Source organism: uncultured Parasphingorhabdus sp., from assembly GCF_963677535.2.
Lineage (GTDB): Bacteria > Pseudomonadota > Alphaproteobacteria > Sphingomonadales > Sphingomonadaceae > Parasphingorhabdus.
Map to the genome: position 1 here is coordinate 1,283,078 of NZ_CAXXUT010000001.1, position 17,218 is coordinate 1,300,295.

Here is a 17,218-nt window from a genome sequence, read left to right on the forward strand (position 1 = left end):
TTCGCCGCTAAAGACTATCATCTTCGGCTTGGTTATCGCCTTCATGGCGGTAACCAGCCCGGCTTTTTCCCAGAGCTTTCCCGAACTCACCGGCCGCGTTGTCGATCAGGCGGATCTGCTCAATCCTGCGCAGGAAGCCGAGCTCACAGCGAAACTTGCGGCGCTGGAAAGCCAGTCCAATCGCCAGCTGGTTGTTGCGACGGTCAACAGTCTCGAAGGCTATGATATCGCCGACTATGGCTATCAGCTTGGCCGGACATGGGGTATCGGACAGGATGGAGAAGGCGAAGCGGAAAAGGATAACGGCCTGATCCTGCTGGTCGCGCCCAATGAGCGCAAGGTGCGCGTCGAAGTCGGCTATGGCCTTGAAGGCATCATGACCGACGCCCTGTCGAGCATCATCATCCAGAATGATATCCTTCCCCAGTTCCGTAATGGCGATATGGCCGGCGGCATCATTGCCGGCGTCGACCGTATTTCGAACCAACTGGTGCTGCCGGAGGAAGAAGCGCTCGCGGTCGTGCAGCAGGCCAGTCAGCAAGCCAGCAAAGGCGATGGCGAGAATATTGGCCTGATCATTTTCTGGATATTCGTCCTGATTTTCTTCGTCATCATCCCGATGTTTTCGAACCGTGGCGGCAAACGCTACCGGCGTGGTGCCGGCCCGGTCGTTATCTGGGGCGGCGGAGGCGGCTGGGGTGGCGGCAGCGGCGGTTCCGGCTTCGGCGGAGGCGGCGGCTTTAGCGGAGGCGGCGGCAGCTTTGGCGGCGGCGGCGCTTCGGGAGGATGGTGATGGCCAAAGTCAATCAGTTCACCCCGGACGATCACAAGATCGTCACGTCCGCAGTCTCGCAGGCGGAGAAATCGACCGATGGCGAAATCGTCACCATCGTCACCGGCGAGTCCGATCATTATGGAGACGTTGCCTGGGCGATATCCGGTCTGGTGGCGCTGACCGCCCTGCTGGTGATCAGCCTGTTTCCGGAAATCTATCTGGGCATCGTCGACTGGCTGGCCGGCGGCTGGAGCGGTATCACCGCCCTGCCCTATTGGGCGCTGTTCATCTTTGCGGCGCTGAAATTTTTCGGTACGCGGCTGATCCTGATCTGGAAGCCTCTGCTTTTCCTGCTCATTCCGCCACCGATCAAGAAATCACGGGTGCGCAAGCGGGCGATATCCCTGTTCCGTGTGTCCACGGATCATCGTACGGTCGGACGGACCGGCATCCTGCTCTATCTGTCGATGCGTGAACATCGCGCGGAAATCGTGGCTGATGAGGCTATTGTCGCCAAGGTGGAACCGGACGTCTGGGGCAACGCAATGGTCGGCATGATCGACCTGGTACGCGCGGGCACGCCGGGCGAAGGCATGGCCGAAGCGGTCCGCCAGATGGGCATCGTCCTGGCCGAACATTTTCCCAAATCCGACCAGAATCCCAACGAATTGCCCGACCGGCTGATTGAACTTTGACTTTCCCTTCGCCCTGAGCTTGCCGACCGGCCGTTTTTGCGGCAGGCACATGTCCAGACGCACAACAGGCACAGGATCAATATGTCCGACAATATCGAGATCATGTGGGAAGGCCGTTTCATCACGGCCAAGCGCGAGGGCAAATGGGAATATGTCTCCCGCAGCCGCGGCATCAAGGCCGCGGTCATTCTCGCCGTCGACGATGGCCATGTGCTGCTGGTCGAGCAATTTCGCGTACCGCTGGGCAAAAACTGTATCGAACTGCCCGCCGGACTGGTCGGCGATCATGATGATAATGCCGAGGAAAACAGCGCTATCGCGGCGATCCGCGAACTGGAGGAAGAAACCGGATATCGCGCGGAAGTGATGACGGATCTTGGCGAATTTTATTCATCTCCCGGCATGGTTTCCGAAAGCTTCTCGCTGTTCAGAGCCGAAGGATTGACCAGGACCGGCGTAGGCGGTGGCGTGGATGGAGAGGATATCACCGTTCATCGTGTCGCATTGCACGCGTTGAGTGATTTCATCGACAGGAAGCGACAAGAGGGCGCCGGCATCGACGTCAGGCTGATGATGTTTCTAAAGCTGGCCTGAACAGCCGCCTGCACCGGTAGCCGTCGGCGGGGCCAGAATATTAGCGAAAATTATCCGCGTAAGCCTGGATCTTCAGGGTTTTGTGCGGTGTTGGAATGACCGCATAGGCAATACCATATTTTTCGGCATAGGCCTTTGCCGCATCGCAGCTGTCAAAGGTCAGCTTTACCTGCCGCTGGGTATCGCCGGATCCGGCCCAGCCGGTCAGGGGGTCGGGTTTTCGGGCTTCTGCCGGTTCGAATTCCAATACCCATTTGTCGGTCAGTGCCCTGCCCGACTGCATCGCATTTCTGGGCGTTTGATAAATTCGTGCGGCCATATTCTGTTCCTGTGTTGAACCGGTTCAATAAGCGCGCGAAATGGCAAATTCAACCGCTTCGGTCATCGCCTCCTTCGCTTTGCCCGCAGCGAATATACCGAGTGCGTCAATTGCCCGCTGACCATAGTGGCGGGCCCGCGACATCGTGTCGTCCATGGCTCCGGTTGCGTGGATCAACGCAGTCGCCCGGGCGAGATCGTCATCGGACGATTTATGCCCGATGATCGCGTCTTTCCAGAATTTGCGCTCTTCGTCATTGCCGCGGGCATAGGCCAGTATGACCGGCAGCGTCACCTTGCCTTCGCGGAAATCGTCGCCGGCATCCTTGCCCATGGTTTCGCGATCGGATGAATAGTCGATCGCGTCATCGACCAGCTGAAAGGCTATGCCCAGATTGCGGCCATAGCTGTCCAGCGCCAGTTCGACTTCGTCGTCGCATTCCGCGACCACGGCGGAAATCCGGCTGGCCGCTGCGAACAGGGCAGCTGTCTTGGCGCCAATGATATCGAGATAGCGGTCTTCATTGGTTTCGATCTTGCGCTGCGCGGTCAACTGGTTGACTTCGCCTTCGGCGATGACAGCAGAAGCATTGGACAATATCTTCAGCACTTTGAGCGAGCCGTCCTCGACCATCAGCTCGAACGAGCGGCTGAACAGGAAGTCACCGACCAGAACGGTCGCCGGATTACCGAAAATGAGATTGGCGGCGGTTTTTCCGCGCCGCATATCGGAGCCGTCGACCACATCATCATGCAACAGGGTCGCCGTGTGAATGAACTCGACCGCTGCCGCGAGCTTGAAATGGCGGTCTCCAGGATAGCCGATCAGCTTCGCCGCGGCCAGCGTCAGCATCGGCCGCATCCGCTTGCCGCCACCGGCGATCAGATGCCCCGCCAGTTCGGGAATAAGCGGAATTTCCGACTGCATCCGGTCCAGAATCACGCTGTTGACTTGGTTCATGTCGCTGGCGACCAGAGACATGATGGGTTCTAGTGAAGGCGCGTTATCCCGCCCGATATGATGGACCGTTGCTGACATGTTGCACCGGATGTGGCAATTCACTAGGGATAAGGCAAGTGAAATCAGGCCATATTCGGTTGCACCTCGTGCATGAGATGCCGAAATCGAAACAGGTGCAATTGGGGCAGCGTAAAATGGACGAAAAGCTTAAGCAATATCGCGAAAGCATCAACAATATCGACGCGGCGCTGGTGTTCATGCTGGCCGAACGGTTCAAGGTGACCCAGGCCGTCGGTGAATATAAAGCGAAAAACAGCCTGCCGCCTGCCGATGGCGCCCGCGAAAAGGAACAGATCGCCCGGCTCCGCCAGCTCGCCATCGACGCCAATCTCGATCCGGAATTTTCGGAAAAATTCCTGCGTTTCATCATCGACGAAGTGATTCGGCACCACGAGCGAATCCGCAGCGAGGCTTAGGACTCGACAATCTCGCTCTTCGGCAGTCTGAGCCGCACCAGCAGACCGCCCAGATCCTCGCTTTCTTCCAGCGATACCGAGCCTTCGTAGATTTCCGCGACGTCACGGACAATGGCAAGCCCCAGACCGGTGCCCGGCTTGCCGCTGTCGAGCCGGACGCCGCGGTCGAATATCCGCTGGCGCTCTGCTTCGGGAATGCCGCGACCGTCATCCTCGATCAGCAGTTCCACAAAGTCGCCGTCGCTTTCGACCGTGATGAAGACGCTGCCGCCGCCATATTTAGCGGCATTTTCAACCAGATTGCCGATCATTTCATCGAGATCCTGGCGCTCGACCGAAGCGACCGCATCCTTGTCGCCGTCAATATCGATCCGGACATGCGGATAAAGCCGGCCGACCGCCCGTTCGACCGCCTGCAGGCTTTGCCACACTCTCGCCCGGCTGTGCGCGTTGCCGCGCCGGCCGACGGCCCGGGCGCGGGCGAGATGATGGTCAACCTGCCGTCGCATCACGCCGGCCTCGCGAATCACCGTATCGGCGAGATCGTCGGCCTTGGCGGTGGCGCTGTTCATGATGACGGTAAGCGGGGTTTTCAGCGCATGGGCGAGATTGCCCGCATGGCGGCGCGCTTCCTCTGCCTGCTTCTCATTATGGTCGAGCAAGGCATTGAGTTCGTCAACCATCGGCGTGACCTCGATCGGCATCGGTTCGACCACCCGGCGCTGCTGGCCGGTCCGCATCGCGGCGATGGCGCTGCGGATCTTGCGCAATGGCCAGAGACCGTAAAGCGTTTGCAGCGCCGCCATGCCGATCAGACCAAGCGCGAGTATCAGGAAACTGTTGATCAATATCGAACGGATCGTGGCGATCTGGGCATCGAGACCGTCGCGGCTTTGCGCCACCTGAAACAGCCATCTGGTGTCGCTATCGGGCAGAATGATCGTACGCTCGAGCACCCGCAGCGGTTCGTCCTCAAACTGGTTGCTGTCGTAAATATGGATTTCACGGTCGTCATGGGTGATGTTGGAGACCAGCGTCCGGTCCCACAGCGATCGTGAGGGGAAATCGTCATGCCCCTTGCCGCTGATTTGCCAGTAGAGACCGCTGTTTGGCTCGAGAAAGCGCTGGTCGCCAAGCGGCCGGTTCAGGAACACCTCGCCATCCGGACCGATTTCCGCCGACGCGATCATCGCGGTCAGCACATATTCCAGCTGATTGTCGAAATTGCGGGTAACCGCATCGTTGAGCACCCGGTCCAGCGCAAAGCCGCCACCGAACAGCAGGATCATGATCCACGCCGCAGCAATACCGATCATCCGGCGACTGAGCGATCCGGTGGTCTGCGTGCCTAGCCGAGATTGGGTTGCCGGTGCCTTTTCTTCGAGCGGACGATCTATCTGGGCCGGTTCATTCAGGCTTCGGGATCCTCTAGACTATAGCCAAGTCCCCGGATGGTGGAAATGACATCGGCCCCCAATTTCTTGCGGATGCGAGTGACAAAGACTTCGATCGTGTTGGAATCGCGGTCGAAATCCTGATCGTAAATATGCTCGATCAATTCGGTCCGCGACACGACTTTGCCCTTGTGGTGCATCAGATAGGACAGAAGCTTATATTCCTGGGCGGTGAGCTTGACCGGACTGCCGTCGAGCGTGACCTTGCCCGATCTTGTATCTAGACGCACATTGCCGGCGGTCAGCTCCGACGAGGCATTGCCCGAGGCACGGCGGATGAGCGCGCGCAACCGGGCAATCAGTTCTTCGGTCTGGAACGGCTTGGCCAGATAGTCATCGGCACCGGCGTCGAGCCCGGCAACCTTGTCGGACCAGCTGTCCCGGGCGGTCAGCACCAGCACCGGAAAATTGCGCTCTTCCTTGCGCCAGCGATCGAGCACGGTCAGGCCGTCGATTTCGGGCAGGCCGAGATCCAGGATGACCGCGTCATAATCTTCGGTCGAGCCCATGAAATGGCCATCTTCACCGTCGGTCGACAGGTCGATCGCATAGCCATTGGCCTCCAGTGTCGATTTGAGCTGCTGACCCAGCGTAGGTTCGTCTTCAACGATCAAGACGCGCATGCTTGTCCTCCGAAATAAAGCCTGATTTTCTGGAACAGCCTATATCACCATCCCCCACAGGCACAATGCTATTAGAAAATCGCGACAAGTGCAGTGAATCAGCGGGACTGGCGCAGGATCGAGCCGGTGCGGCCATCGACATCGACAAATATTACCCGGCCATCGCGAATGAACTTCAGCCGGTAGACCTGCGCACCGGGATCGAATTCGGGGCCGATATATTCGCTGTCCCTCATGCGCGGCAGAATCCGGTTCTCGATCGAACGGATCGATTTCACCTTGCCCGCCATCATCTGGGCCCTCGCCTCATTCTGCTCACCGCGACGGTCCGCAGCCGAAGCCTGCGGTGCGACAACGGACACACCGAGCACCAGGAGGGGGAAAAAGGCTGTTAATTTCAACATCAATACCCTCCTAGCCCCGGTGGTTTTAACATCACGTGAATAAGATTTCAGCGAACATGCAGTGATTATCGCGTCATTTCATAGGTAATATTGAGCGAAACGACGGTTCCGACCTGTCCCGGCGCTACCGGAGGCGCTGAGGGGGATGCCGATGCTTCCATCCGCATCATTGGCGCTTCGGACTGACGGGACATGCCCTCGCTGATCGAAAGCACCCGGACGCCGCTATATCCCTCGGCCCGGGCATAGCTCATGGCGCGCGCCTTGGCGTTGGCCAGCGCCCGCTCGCGCGCAACATCCTTCAGCTTGCTGTCATCGCTGATCGAGAATGACGGGCCGTTCAGATTGGTTGCGCCGCTGCTGACAATCGCATCGAGAATTTCGCCAAGCTTTGATATCTCGTTCACGGTCGCCGAGACCTGATTGGACACCACATAACCGACGAAGCGGTTCTGCCGGCTTTCCTGATCATAGTCATAATCCGCCCGCAGGTTGATGCCGCTGGTCTGGATATCCTTCTCGGCGATCCCGAGCGATTTGAGCCGGTCCATGACCGCCCGGGCCTGCACCGAATTCTGGCGCAACGCTTCGGTTGCGGTTTTTGCCCGCGTCTCGACACCCGTGCTGAAAGTGGCTGTGTCCGGCGCGCTATCGACCTGCTCCGATACACTCAGCTCGATCACGGGGTTTTGCGCGACAATTTCTACATTTGCGGCTTGCGCGATATTGATCGGGCTCAGAGCCAGGGCCGCACCGGCCAGTATAACTGGGAATTTCATAATCTTCTCCATTGATTCAGTTCGCTGTAGACGAAGCACTCTGAACGGCGGTTAAATAGTTCTGCCGGATTATTTCCGTTCTTGCCCCCGGCTGTCCGTTTCCGATCTTGTGGCCATCAATCTCCACGACCGGCATGACCAGCAGGGTAGAAGACGTCACAAAGGCTTCCGCCGCCCGCTTCGCTTCGTCTATGGAAAAAGCGCGCTCTTCGATCGTTAGTTCCATCGCCTTTGCCTGTTCGAGCATTTCAATTCGGGTGACGCCGGGTAAAATGCGCCGGTCAAGCTGGTGCGAGACCAGAGTGCCGTCCCGAGTGATGATATGGGCATTTTGCGATGTGCCTTCGGTGATCATATCATCGCGCGCCATCCAGACATCGTCGACACCAGCTGCCATGGCCTCCATTTTCATCAGCGATGCATAGAGCAGCTGGGTGGTCTTGATGTCGCATCTTTGCCAACGCAGATCGGGTCGTGTGATGATCTTCATACCGCGACCGGCCAACGGATTGGCGATCAATGCGCGAGACTGGGCAAAGGCAAATATTGTCGGGGCGGTATCGGGAGCAGGCCAGCGATAGTCCCGCTCTTCCATCACTCCACGCGACACTTGCAGATAGACCATGCCTTCCTGCAAATCATTTTCCGCCACCAGATTCTGCGCTATTGTCGACCAATCGGCAAAAGCGTTGATCGAAAGTTCGCCCAGGGATCGCTCCAGCCTGGCAACATGGCGCTGCATGTCGATCAACCGGCCGTCGATCACCGAAATTACCTCATATACCGCATCGGAAAACAGCAACCCCCGGTCAAATACGGAAATTCTGGCAGAGGGTCTGGAAACATATTCGCCGTTCAGATAGACTGTGTTCACGCTGTTACCGATCTCCAAAATGCCATATCCGTCCCTACAATCCGATATGGCGCGACAGGTCAATGGCCTTTGACCTGAAGAGAAGGCTTGAGCCGGAGGCCGCTTGGCCCTAACGCCCGGGAACCATGGCTCAACCCCCGATCTTTGCATATGAGAATCTCTCGCTCCATCAGGGCGAAGGCTGGCTTTTCGAAAATCTCGATCTCCACGTCGGTCCGCGTGACCGGCTGGCCCTGATCGGCCGCAATGGCGCTGGCAAAACCACACTATTGCGCCTGATCGCCGACCAGATCGAAGCGGACAAGGGCCAGCGAATGATCCAGCCCGGGACCAATATCGTCTATCTGGAACAGGAACCGGATTTTACCCGGTTCGAAACCCTGCGCGATTTTGCCGTATCGGGCGAGCAAGGCCCTGCCCTGCACGAAGTGGAGGCCATAGCGGATCAACTGGGCACCGATCTTTCCAAGGGGGCTGCGAAAGCCAGCGGTGGCGAGAAACGCCGCGCGGCGATCTGCCGCGCACTGGCGTCCGATCCCGACCTCTTGCTGCTGGATGAGCCGACCAACCATCTCGATCTCGGCGCGATTGACTGGCTGGAAGACTGGCTGGGGCGATACAAGGGCGCATTCATTACGATTTCGCACGACAGGACCTTTCTGACCCGTCTGACCAAACAGACAATCTGGCTGGATCGCGGCGCCTTGCGGCGGCAGGAAGTCGGATTCGGCGGCTATGATGCGTGGATGGAGAAAATTCACGCGGATGAAGCCCAGGCCGCCAGCAAGATCGACGCCAAGCTGAAGCTCGAAGCGCGCTGGCTCGAACGCGGCGTGACCGCACGCCGCAAGCGCAATCAGGGACGGCTTGAGAAACTGTGGGAAATGCGTGCCGCGCGCGCCGCGATGATCGGCCCTGCGGGCACCGCCAATCTCAAGATCCAGAATGACGACAGCCGGACAAAATCGGTCATCACCGCAGAGCATATTTCGAAATCCTTTGGCGACGGCGAAAACAAACGCCAGATCATCCGCGACTTCTCTCTGCGCATCCAGCGCGGGGACCGGATCGGTATCGTTGGCGCCAATGGTGCGGGCAAGACGACATTGCTGAAGATGCTGACCGGAGAACTGGAGCCGGATAGCGGCACCGTCACTCTCGCCAAGACACTCAACGGCGTGTTCATTGACCAGCAACGCAGCCTCCTCGAAGGCAACAAGTCTGTCCGCGACGTGCTCGCCGACGGCAGCGACTGGGTAGATGTGCGCGGCGACAAGAAACATGTGCAGGGCTATCTCAAGGAATTTCTCTTTGCGCCGTCACTGATCGACGCCAAAGTCGGCACCTTGTCGGGCGGCGAACAGTCGCGGCTACTGCTGGCGCGGGAATTTGCGCGAATGTCCAACCTGCTGGTGCTCGACGAACCGACCAACGATCTCGACCTCGAAACGCTCGATCTCCTGCAGGAAGTGATCGCCGATTATGAAGGCACAGTGCTGCTGGTCAGCCATGACCGCGATTTTCTCGATCGGACGGTGACCGTGACACTCGGCCTGGATGGCAGCGGAACCGTCGACATTGTCGCCGGCGGCTATGCCGAATGGGAAGCCCGGCGCAAACCCCCAACCCGGACCCCGAAATCGGCGCCGAAACCGGTCCAGAAAAGCAGCAGCGACAACGCCAGAAACGCGAGTTCCAGCAAAAAGCTGAGCTACAAGGACCAGCGGGACTATGACCTTCTGCCAGCGCGAATCGAAGCGATAGACAAACGCATGGGAGAAATTGAACAGCTGCTTGCCGATCCCGACCTCTACACCCGGGATTTTCCGCGTTTCGAGGCGTTAACCAAAGAGAATAGCGCCCTGATCGAGGAAAAAGACGAGGCCGAAATGCGGTGGCTGGAACTGGCGGAAGAAGTCGAGCGTCTGGCGGGCAACTGATCACCCCGGCAACCGATAATATCCTGCCAGCCGGTCCAGCGCGATTCTCAGCACCAGTTTGCCGGACCGCGCCGGCCAGCCGAGACGTTTCTCCGCCACCGGCACCCCCTCGCCGCCACAGATGATCCGCCAGGCGATGTCCGACAGGTCGCTTCCCAGATCGTTCATGGCCTTTTCGAAGCGCAATCTGGCTGCGAGCTGGGCTTCGGTCTCGTTCAATATTTGCGGTGCCCCACGCTTGCCGCCGGCAACCGGCGCGGCATCCCAGCGCATCGTCACGCTCGGTGCCAAATTGGCGCGTTCCCAGTCGGCCCGCAGCTTTTCTCCCGCGTCGAACTGGCGGTCGGACAAATGGCCTCTCGCGTGCAGCCAGCCCAGAGGCGATTCAGCGAGATTGACCGTGACACTTCGCACCCGCCTGCGCGGCGCTTCGAGTCCCTGTCGTTCCTCGCCATCCTGCGGCAGCGCCCGTTCGGCAAGCAGACGCGGACCGGATAATGATTTGTCTCTTCTGGTTCTGCTAGCGGACATATAATCTCCTCTTTGGCTTGCAACCTTCTTGCCATTTTGGCAATATTGTAGGAAAGGATAAAACCATATAGGTTTGGAGATTTATATGATCAGCCGTATCAGAGAGGTTCGCAAGGCCAAGGGACTGACGCTGGACGATGTTGCTGGCAGGTGTGAACCGCCGACCACGGCGCAGACCATCGGCCGGCTCGAGACCGGCACGCGGACCCTGTCGCTCGGCTGGCTGAACCGGATAGCCGATGCGCTGGGCGTCGACAGCGCCACGCTTCTGTCCCTGCCCGATCAGGAGGAACTGCCGGTGGCTGCTGTTCTGGACCACAAGGGCGCGCACGCTCTGGGCAAGGTCGAACATATCTATCAGCCCGCGATCGAACCGGCGATGGTGGCGCTGCGGGTCAAGAGCAGCGTCGGCGACTATCGCACCGGCGACGATGTCTGGCTGTCGCGACGCAGCCCGGACCAGTTTGGCGGTGCGCTCAACCGCGATGTGCTGGTCCCTCGCCCCGCCGGGCGCTATCTCTTCGGCCGTCTGATCGGTCGCCAGGACAACAAGTTGCAAATCCTGCCTCTCGGCAGCGGCGCGCGTCAGCAGATTGTCAGCGATCCGGAATGGATCGGCGTCGCGGTACGGCTGGTAAGAGAGCTTTAGGAACCGGGTGCGAGAATATTTGCCATGACCGAACCGCTCCGCATTCTGACCCTGTCGACATTATTCCCGAACGCGGCAGCACCGAATTTCGGAATATTTGTCGAACGGCAGACGGCAGAACTGGCGCGCCGACCGGAAGCCAGCGTGACGGTTGTCAATCCGGTCGGGATACCGCCATGGCCGCTGAACAGGCTTGCCCAATATCGGTCGCTGGAAAAATTGCCGGATCATGAAATGTGGCGCGGACTCGACGTGCATCGCCCCCGCTTCCGGCTGATTCCGAAGATAGGCGGCCGCTATAATCCGGGCCGTATCACCAAGGCAGTCCTGCCGCTGGTAAAAAAGCTGCACGAAAAAACCCCGTTTGACATCGTTGACGCCGAGTTTTTCTATCCCGACGGACCAGCGGCCATGCGCATTGCCCAGGCGCTCGGCATTCCCTTCACAATCAAGGCGCGCGGCGCGGATATCCACCACTGGGGAAGCGATCCGAAATGCCGCGTTCAGCTATTGCAGGCAGCGGAAAAGGCCAGCGCCTTGCTGGCGGTATCCGGGGCACTGAAGCAGGATATGCTCGCCCTTGGAATGGCTGGAGGCAAGATTTCTGTCCATTACACCGGACTGGATCAGGACAAGTTTGTACCGGTCGACAGGGTTGCTGCGAAGCGGCAGCTTGGTGTTAACGGGCCACTGTTCATCTCCACCGGCGCTCTGATCAAGCGCAAGAGCCAGGATCTGGTAATCCGCGCCCTGCGTCATATTCCCGATGCAGAGCTGCTGCTCGCCGGAGCAGGCGAAGAAGAACAAAATTACCGCGCCCTTGCCGATCAGCTCGGCGTCACCGGCCGCGTCCGTTTTCTCGGCAGCGTGCCGCACGAACAGCTGCCACAACTGACCGCCGCTGCCGATATCGCTATTCTGGTGTCAAAGTCCGAAGGGCTCGCCAATGCCTGGGTTGAGGCACTGGCCTGCGGTACGCCTGTTATCATCAGTGAAGCCGGCGGCGCGCGTGAACTGGTGACCAGCCCGGAATCCGGCCGGATCGTCGACCAGAGTGTCGAGGCCATTGTAGCGGCCGCCAGGGCCGTTCTCGCCGCTCCGCCGGCGCAGGACATCGTCCGTTCGTCGGTCAGCCGGTTCAGCTGGCAGAATAACGGCGATCAATTGCTGGAAATCCTGGGTCAGGCGGCGGGCAGGACCTAGGCGAGCGGAAGAAGCGCGCCGATGATCCAGCGTTCCTCGGCCCGCAATACGCCCCAGGTCCGCGCCGCAGCGCGGCTGTCCATGACCTCCAGCCCCATGCCGGCGGCTTCCACTTCCCGCCGGAACGCAGCCGGCGGTTGCAGCATGGCAGGGCCACTGCCCAGCAACAGGAATTCCGGTCGCGGCGACAGGTTGAGACTGGACAATATCTCTGCGAGATTGAGGCTATCGAGCGCCGATCCTTCCCAGCCAATGACCTGTTCGGGCGAGATCAGCAGGCCCTGTTCAAACCGCCGGTCACCGCTCTTGAAACCACTGGCCGTAAAGCCAGTGATGATCGGGCCGGCAAACTCGACATCCTTGCGCAGCTCTACCAAGGATCAGCCAATCTGTTCCGGACCGCGCACTTTTTCCGCTGCCGGATTATCCTGCTCGGCCGGGACAAATGTATCCGGGCCAACCTTGAGCCAGATCAGGATCGGGGCTGCCATATAGATCGAGCTGTATGTGCCGACGAACACGCCGAAGAACATCGCCACGGAAAAGCCGAAGATCACATCCGGACCCGACAGGATCAGGGCACCCAGCGCGATCAGCATGGTCAAGCTGGTCATCACGGTCCGGGCCAAGGTTTCGTTCACCGACAGGTCAAGCAGGCCGATGATGTCCATCTTGCGATATTTCTTCAGATTCTCGCGGATACGGTCGAACACCACGATCGTGTCGTTGAGCGAATAGCCGATGATTGTCAGCAGCGCGGCAACGATATTGAGGTTGAACTCCATCTGCGTCAGCGCGAACAGACCGAAGGTGAGCGCGACATCGTGCACCAGTGCAAAGAGCGCACCGACACCGAACTGCCATTCGAACCGGATCCAGATATAGATGGAAATTGCGATAATCGCGAAAAGCAGGGAATAGGCCCCGGTTTCAAACAGTTCCGACGACACCTTGCCGGACACGGACTCGACACCATCGATGCGGACATCGGGATGATCCGCCTTGATCGCAGCAACGATCTTTTCGGTCATTTCATTGGCCGCTTCCGGGCGCGATTCGGCTTCAGCGGGCAGACGCATGCGGATCGACACTTCATTGGCATCGCCAAAGCGCTGGATCGTCGCTTCGCCATAGCCAAGCGCGCCGACGTTTTCCCGCAATTCGGTGATCGGTGCCGTTTCGGTCTCGGTAAAGGTTGCCTGGATCATCTGGCCGCCGATAAAGTCGACGCCAAAGTTGAGGCCCTTGGCCGCGACCAGGCCAATCGAGGCGATGATCGTCAAAATGCTGAACGCCATCGCGATATTGCGCCATTTCAGAAACCTGAAATTGGTGTCGTCAGGTACGAGTTTCAGCAATTTCATATGACCAACTCCTGCGGCCGGGCTCTTCTGGCCCAGAGCGCCACGAACATGCGGGTGACCACCACGGCAGTGAATACGGACGAGATGATGCCGATCATCAGCACAACCGCAAAGCCTTTCACCGGTCCGGAGCCGAACATGAACAGCAGCACACCGGCAATGACGTTGGTCACGTTAGCGTCCAGAATGGCCCGCGAGGCTTCCTTGTAGCCGACTTCAATCGCCTGGATGACACGCCTGCCCCGTTTTCGCTCTTCGCGTATTCGTTCATTGATCAGCACATTCGCGTCCACCGCCGAACCGACGGTCAGCACGAAGCCGGCAATACCCGGCAGCGTCAACGTCGCGTTGAACATCGCCATAACGCCGATGATGATGAACAGGTTCAATGCCAGCGCGATATTGGCATACATGCCAAAGCGGCCATAGGTGACCACCATGAAGGTCAGCACAGCGACCGTACCGATAATCGCGGCAATCGTGCCCTTGTCGATCGAATCCTTGCCGAGGTCGGGACCGACGGTGCGCTCCTCGACGATCTTCAGCTCGACCGGCAGCGCACCGGAGCGCAGTGCAATCGCCAGCTGGTTTGCACTCTCGACTGAAAAATTGCCTGAAATCTGGGCCGAACCGCCAAGGATCGGTTCATTGATATTGGGGGCGGACAGCACCTGTCCGTCCAGAATGATGGCAAAGGGGCGGCCAACATTATTCTGCGTCAGCCGGGCAAATTTGGCGCCGCCCTCGCTGTCGAAGGTGATATTGACCACCGGCGCGTTGGTCTGCTGGTCAAAGCCCTGCCCCGCATCGGTGAGCTTGTCGCCACTGATCCCGCCGAGACGCTTGACTGCGATATTGGGCAATCCGGATGGATTATCGGGATAGGGGAAAATCTGGCTGCCAACGGGCGCGCGGCCGGCGGCGACCATATTGGGATCGGCCTCGAAATCGACCAGTTTGAATTCCAGCTTTGCCGTCTGTCCGAGCAAGGCTTTCAGCGCTTCGGGATCATCGAGACCCGGTACCTGCACCACGATCCGGTTATCACCCTGGCGAATGATCGTCGGCTCGCGCGTACCCATTTCATCGATCCGGCGGCGGATCACGTCGGTTGCCGTTTCCATCGCATTCTCGACGGCGCTTTCCAGACCCGCAGCGGTCGGCGTCAGGACAAAGCGAGTGTCGTCGCGCACCTCGATATCCCAGTCGCGCTGGCCGGTCAGACCGGCACCGGTGGTAAGCGGAACAATCGCGTCGCGCGCGGCATCGACCTGGGTGCTGTCGCGCACCATGAAGCTCAACACGCCATCGCGCCGGGAAATATCGCCGATACCGATCCGCGGCTCGGCGCGGCGCATTTCCGCGCGCACCGATTCTTCCATCGTTTCAAGCCTCGCGGTCGCGACATCGGCCGGGTCCGCTTCCAGCAGAATATGGCTGCCGCCCTGAAGATCCAGTCCCAGGTTGATCGTTTCATTCGGCAGAAAGCTCGGCCAATATTGCCGGCCATTTTCACCCAGCAGGCTGGGAATGGACATCAGCACGCCAAAGGCCAGCAACAGGGAAATGGAAATGACTTTCCAGCGCGGGAAATCGAGCATCGAAACTAACTTTCTATATCACCGCGATCAGTCGTTCGCAGGTTTGGCGCCGCCGCGTGGCATAACATCCGTCAGAGTGGCCTTGATCGCCTTGACGCGGACGCCATTGGCAATTTCGACTTCAACATATTCATCGTCAACCTTGACCGCTTTGCCGACCAGTCCGCCGCCGGTCACGACTTCGTCATTCTTCTTGACCGAACCAACCTTTTCCTGATGCTCTTTCATCTTCTTCTGCTGCGGACGAATGAGCAGAAAATAGAAAACCGCAAAAATAAGCACCAGCGGCATGATCGATATCAGAAATCCTCCGGCCCCGCCGGCGCCAGCTGCTGCAGATAATATAGTGATTGATGTCATGAATTCGTCCCGGTTGTTGCAATGTTCATGTGTGATGCCCGGGTTCTTGTTTCAAGTCCCGGAACAGCCGCCCCAGATGTTGCGCGCGCCTATCACGGGCTTGTCACAGGTGCAACGAAATCTGTAATCCGGAAAGGTGGCACGCATGACGCAAACGACTTGCCAAGCACCGCCGACCTCCATATATGCGCAGCCTCGGTCGGGACGTAGCGCAGCCTGGTAGCGCATCACACTGGGGGTGTGGGGGTCGGAGGTTCGAATCCTCTCGTCCCGACCAATTAAACATTTCTCCCAACCAATAACCACGGTCTTCCTCGACTTTGAGGACATTCCAACATGCGGTTGAGAAACCAGAATCCCCCATTGGGTCCCTACCTGCGCATTTTGATGTGCGCATTTTCCAGACACATGCGTTGCTGCCCAGGCTCGGGCGATCGGCCGCGATTGTTTGTCGGCGGGACCCAACCTGCTGGTCTTGGTGTAGCTCATGAAAATTGGACCGAGGCTGTTTCAGCGGGAATTATATTGAACGATGGCACATCGGTCCGGCTCGAAGATATCCACATTTATTGCAGGAAAAATCTCGCAGGCTATAAGCCCCCGCGAAATAGATATTTTCGCCGAAAGCCTGGTAAAAAATGCTAGCGGCAAAATTCTGAAGCGAGAATCGCGGGAAAGCTAAGAGGATACGGCTTGATCGGCATGGGCTTGCAAAGCTGGAGATTATAATATGGATATGGGAATAAAGGGCAAACGCGCCCTCGTTTGTGCATCGTCAAAAGGATTGGGCCGCGGCTGTGCAGAGGCTCTGGCGACTGAAGGCGTTGACCTGATCATCAATGCCCGGAGCGCGGACGTGCTCGGGGAAACCGCGCAAGCCATTCGCGAGACTTATGGCGTCGAGGTGGAGGCTATAGCCGCGGACGTTACAACCGAGGCAGGGCAGCAGACGTTACTGTCAGCCGCCCAAGGCGTCGATATTCTGGTGAACAATGCCGGCGGCCCCCCGCCCGGCATGTGGAGCGACTGGAACCGTGAGGACTTTATTGCAGCCCTGGACGCGAATATGCTCGCGCCCATCGCGCTGATCAAGGCTCTGTTGCCCGCGATGATCGACAAGGGCTGGGGCAGAGTGGTCAATATCACCAGCGTCAGTGTGAAATCGCCGATTCCGATTCTCGGCCTTTCCAACTCGGCCCGTGCGGGTCTCACCGGCTATGTCGCCGGCACGGCGCGCCAGGTGGCCGGTTCTGGCGTAACCATCAACAACCTGTTGCCGGGCCTGCACGCGACGGACCGTACAATCTCGCTCGACAACATGGCGGCTCAGGCACAGAACAAGGGCCTGGATGACATCCGTCAGGACCGTTTCCGGGACATCCCCGCCGGTCGCTATGGCACGTCGGAGGAATTCGGAGCAGCCTGCGCCTGGCTATGTTCGCAGCATGCCGGTTTTGTCGTCGGCCAGAATATTCTGCTTGATGGCGGCGCATTCAACAGCACCTTCTGAATCGGTCACGACATCCGGACGACAATCTTTCCTTCGACCTTGCCTTTCGCGATGTGCGTTACGGCTTTGTGCGCGGCGTCACCCCGGTGCCTGAGCTCTCCCACGGC

The 17,218-nt window shown here is 58.9% G+C and carries 20 protein-coding genes and 1 tRNA gene; 9 read left to right on the top strand and 12 right to left on the bottom strand.

Going from position 1 to position 17,218, the window contains the following annotated elements; all coding sequences use genetic code 11:
* Nucleotides 1-43 precede the first annotated feature (43 nt).
* The 3 genes from ACHZCJ_RS06095 (at nt 44) to ACHZCJ_RS06105 (ending at nt 2,064) form a co-directional block, all read left to right on the top strand.
* Nucleotides 44-793 (top strand): TPM domain-containing protein, encoded by a 750-nt coding sequence (locus ACHZCJ_RS06095; protein WP_321325014.1) that lies wholly within the window; start codon nt 44-46, stop codon nt 791-793.
* A complete protein-coding gene (locus ACHZCJ_RS06100; RefSeq protein ID WP_159640806.1) occupies nt 793-1,470 on the top strand; it encodes a TPM domain-containing protein in 678 nt (225 codons plus the stop codon). Before ACHZCJ_RS06095 ends, ACHZCJ_RS06100 begins: the two co-directional genes overlap by 1 nt.
* Before the next feature lie 81 nt (nt 1,471-1,551).
* Nucleotides 1,552-2,064 (top strand): NUDIX hydrolase, encoded by a 513-nt coding sequence (locus ACHZCJ_RS06105; RefSeq protein WP_321324764.1) that lies wholly within the window; start codon nt 1,552-1,554, stop codon nt 2,062-2,064.
* 40 nt (nt 2,065-2,104) lie between these two features.
* Here ACHZCJ_RS06105 and ACHZCJ_RS06110 read toward each other — a convergent pair whose 3' ends face one another.
* Nucleotides 2,105-2,383, bottom strand: a complete 279-nt coding sequence (locus ACHZCJ_RS06110; RefSeq protein WP_159640803.1) for an ETC complex I subunit — start codon at nt 2,381-2,383, stop codon at nt 2,105-2,107.
* Between the two features lie 24 nt (nt 2,384-2,407).
* Nucleotides 2,408-3,421, bottom strand: coding sequence for a polyprenyl synthetase family protein (locus tag ACHZCJ_RS06115; protein WP_159640800.1), 1,014 nt, complete (start codon nt 3,419-3,421; stop codon nt 2,408-2,410).
* A 116-nt stretch (nt 3,422-3,537) separates the two neighbouring features.
* Here ACHZCJ_RS06115 and ACHZCJ_RS06120 point away from each other — a divergent pair, with 116 nt between their 5' ends.
* Entirely contained in the window at nt 3,538-3,819 is a 282-nt protein-coding gene (locus ACHZCJ_RS06120; RefSeq protein ID WP_159640797.1) for a chorismate mutase, read from the top strand.
* Here the strand turns inward: ACHZCJ_RS06120 and ACHZCJ_RS06125 are convergent.
* The 5 genes from ACHZCJ_RS06125 to ACHZCJ_RS06145 all read right to left on the bottom strand — a co-directional run bounded on the left by ACHZCJ_RS06125 (nt 3,816) and on the right by ACHZCJ_RS06145 (nt 7,953).
* Complete coding sequence (locus tag ACHZCJ_RS06125) at nt 3,816-5,135, bottom strand: HAMP domain-containing sensor histidine kinase (RefSeq protein WP_159640794.1); 1,320 nt, start codon at nt 5,133-5,135, stop codon at nt 3,816-3,818. The genes ACHZCJ_RS06120 and ACHZCJ_RS06125 overlap by 4 nt on opposite strands.
* A 95-nt stretch (nt 5,136-5,230) precedes the next feature.
* Nucleotides 5,231-5,896, bottom strand: coding sequence for a response regulator transcription factor (locus tag ACHZCJ_RS06130; RefSeq protein ID WP_159640791.1), 666 nt, complete (start codon nt 5,894-5,896; stop codon nt 5,231-5,233).
* A 98-nt stretch (nt 5,897-5,994) separates the two neighbouring features.
* Nucleotides 5,995-6,300, bottom strand: coding sequence for a hypothetical protein (locus ACHZCJ_RS06135; RefSeq protein ID WP_159640788.1), 306 nt, complete (start codon nt 6,298-6,300; stop codon nt 5,995-5,997).
* Nucleotides 6,301-6,365: 65 nt separating this feature from the next.
* Nucleotides 6,366-7,079, bottom strand: a complete 714-nt coding sequence (locus ACHZCJ_RS06140; protein WP_159640783.1) for an SIMPL domain-containing protein — start codon at nt 7,077-7,079, stop codon at nt 6,366-6,368.
* Nucleotides 7,080-7,095: 16 nt separating this feature from the next.
* Nucleotides 7,096-7,953, bottom strand: a complete 858-nt coding sequence (locus ACHZCJ_RS06145; RefSeq protein ID WP_321324767.1) for an aminotransferase class IV — start codon at nt 7,951-7,953, stop codon at nt 7,096-7,098.
* A gap of 125 nt (nt 7,954-8,078) precedes the next feature.
* On the opposite strand from ACHZCJ_RS06145, the gene ACHZCJ_RS06150 reads away from it, so the two are divergent.
* Complete coding sequence (locus tag ACHZCJ_RS06150; protein ID WP_321324769.1) at nt 8,079-9,893, top strand: ABC-F family ATP-binding cassette domain-containing protein; 1,815 nt, start codon at nt 8,079-8,081, stop codon at nt 9,891-9,893.
* Here ACHZCJ_RS06150 and ACHZCJ_RS06155 read toward each other — a convergent pair whose 3' ends face one another.
* Nucleotides 9,894-10,424 (bottom strand): DUF6456 domain-containing protein, encoded by a 531-nt coding sequence (locus ACHZCJ_RS06155; RefSeq protein WP_321324771.1) that lies wholly within the window; start codon nt 10,422-10,424, stop codon nt 9,894-9,896. It abuts the gene before it with no gap.
* Nucleotides 10,425-10,509: 85 nt separating this feature from the next.
* Between ACHZCJ_RS06155 and ACHZCJ_RS06160 the strand changes: the two genes are divergently transcribed.
* Nucleotides 10,510-11,073 (top strand): helix-turn-helix domain-containing protein, encoded by a 564-nt coding sequence (locus ACHZCJ_RS06160; RefSeq protein WP_159640771.1) that lies wholly within the window; start codon nt 10,510-10,512, stop codon nt 11,071-11,073.
* 24 nt (nt 11,074-11,097) lie between these two features.
* Entirely contained in the window at nt 11,098-12,276 is a 1,179-nt protein-coding gene (locus ACHZCJ_RS06165; RefSeq protein ID WP_321324774.1) for a glycosyltransferase, read from the top strand.
* Here the strand turns inward: ACHZCJ_RS06165 and ACHZCJ_RS06170 are convergent.
* The 4 genes from ACHZCJ_RS06170 to yajC are packed head-to-tail and all read right to left on the bottom strand — an operon-like array spanning nt 12,273 to nt 15,601.
* On the bottom strand, nt 12,273-12,653 hold the full coding sequence (locus tag ACHZCJ_RS06170) for an Mth938-like domain-containing protein (RefSeq protein WP_236553764.1): 381 nt from the start codon (nt 12,651-12,653) through the stop codon (nt 12,273-12,275). The two genes, ACHZCJ_RS06165 and ACHZCJ_RS06170, sit on opposite strands and share 4 nt — an antisense overlap.
* 3 nt (nt 12,654-12,656) lie before the next feature.
* Nucleotides 12,657-13,640 carry a protein translocase subunit SecF gene (gene secF / locus ACHZCJ_RS06175; RefSeq protein ID WP_321324777.1) on the bottom strand — a complete coding sequence of 328 codons (984 nt, stop codon included), beginning with the start codon at nt 13,638-13,640 and terminating at the stop codon, nt 12,657-12,659.
* Nucleotides 13,637-15,241: a protein translocase subunit SecD gene (gene secD, locus ACHZCJ_RS06180; RefSeq protein ID WP_321324779.1), complete on the bottom strand. Its 1,605-nt coding sequence runs from the start codon at nt 15,239-15,241 to the stop codon at nt 13,637-13,639. Before secD ends, secF begins: the two co-directional genes overlap by 4 nt.
* A 27-nt stretch (nt 15,242-15,268) precedes the next feature.
* Entirely contained in the window at nt 15,269-15,601 is a 333-nt protein-coding gene (gene yajC / locus ACHZCJ_RS06185; protein WP_159640759.1) for a preprotein translocase subunit YajC, read from the bottom strand.
* A 200-nt stretch (nt 15,602-15,801) separates the two neighbouring features.
* Between yajC and ACHZCJ_RS06190 the strand changes: the two genes are divergently transcribed.
* Together ACHZCJ_RS06190 and ACHZCJ_RS06195 are read left to right on the top strand one after the other, a co-directional pair.
* Nucleotides 15,802-15,878: transfer RNA gene (locus ACHZCJ_RS06190), tRNA-Pro, on the top strand.
* Between the two features lie 453 nt (nt 15,879-16,331).
* Complete coding sequence (locus ACHZCJ_RS06195) at nt 16,332-17,111, top strand: SDR family oxidoreductase (protein ID WP_159640756.1); 780 nt, start codon at nt 16,332-16,334, stop codon at nt 17,109-17,111.
* Nucleotides 17,112-17,218: the final 107 nt, after the last annotated feature.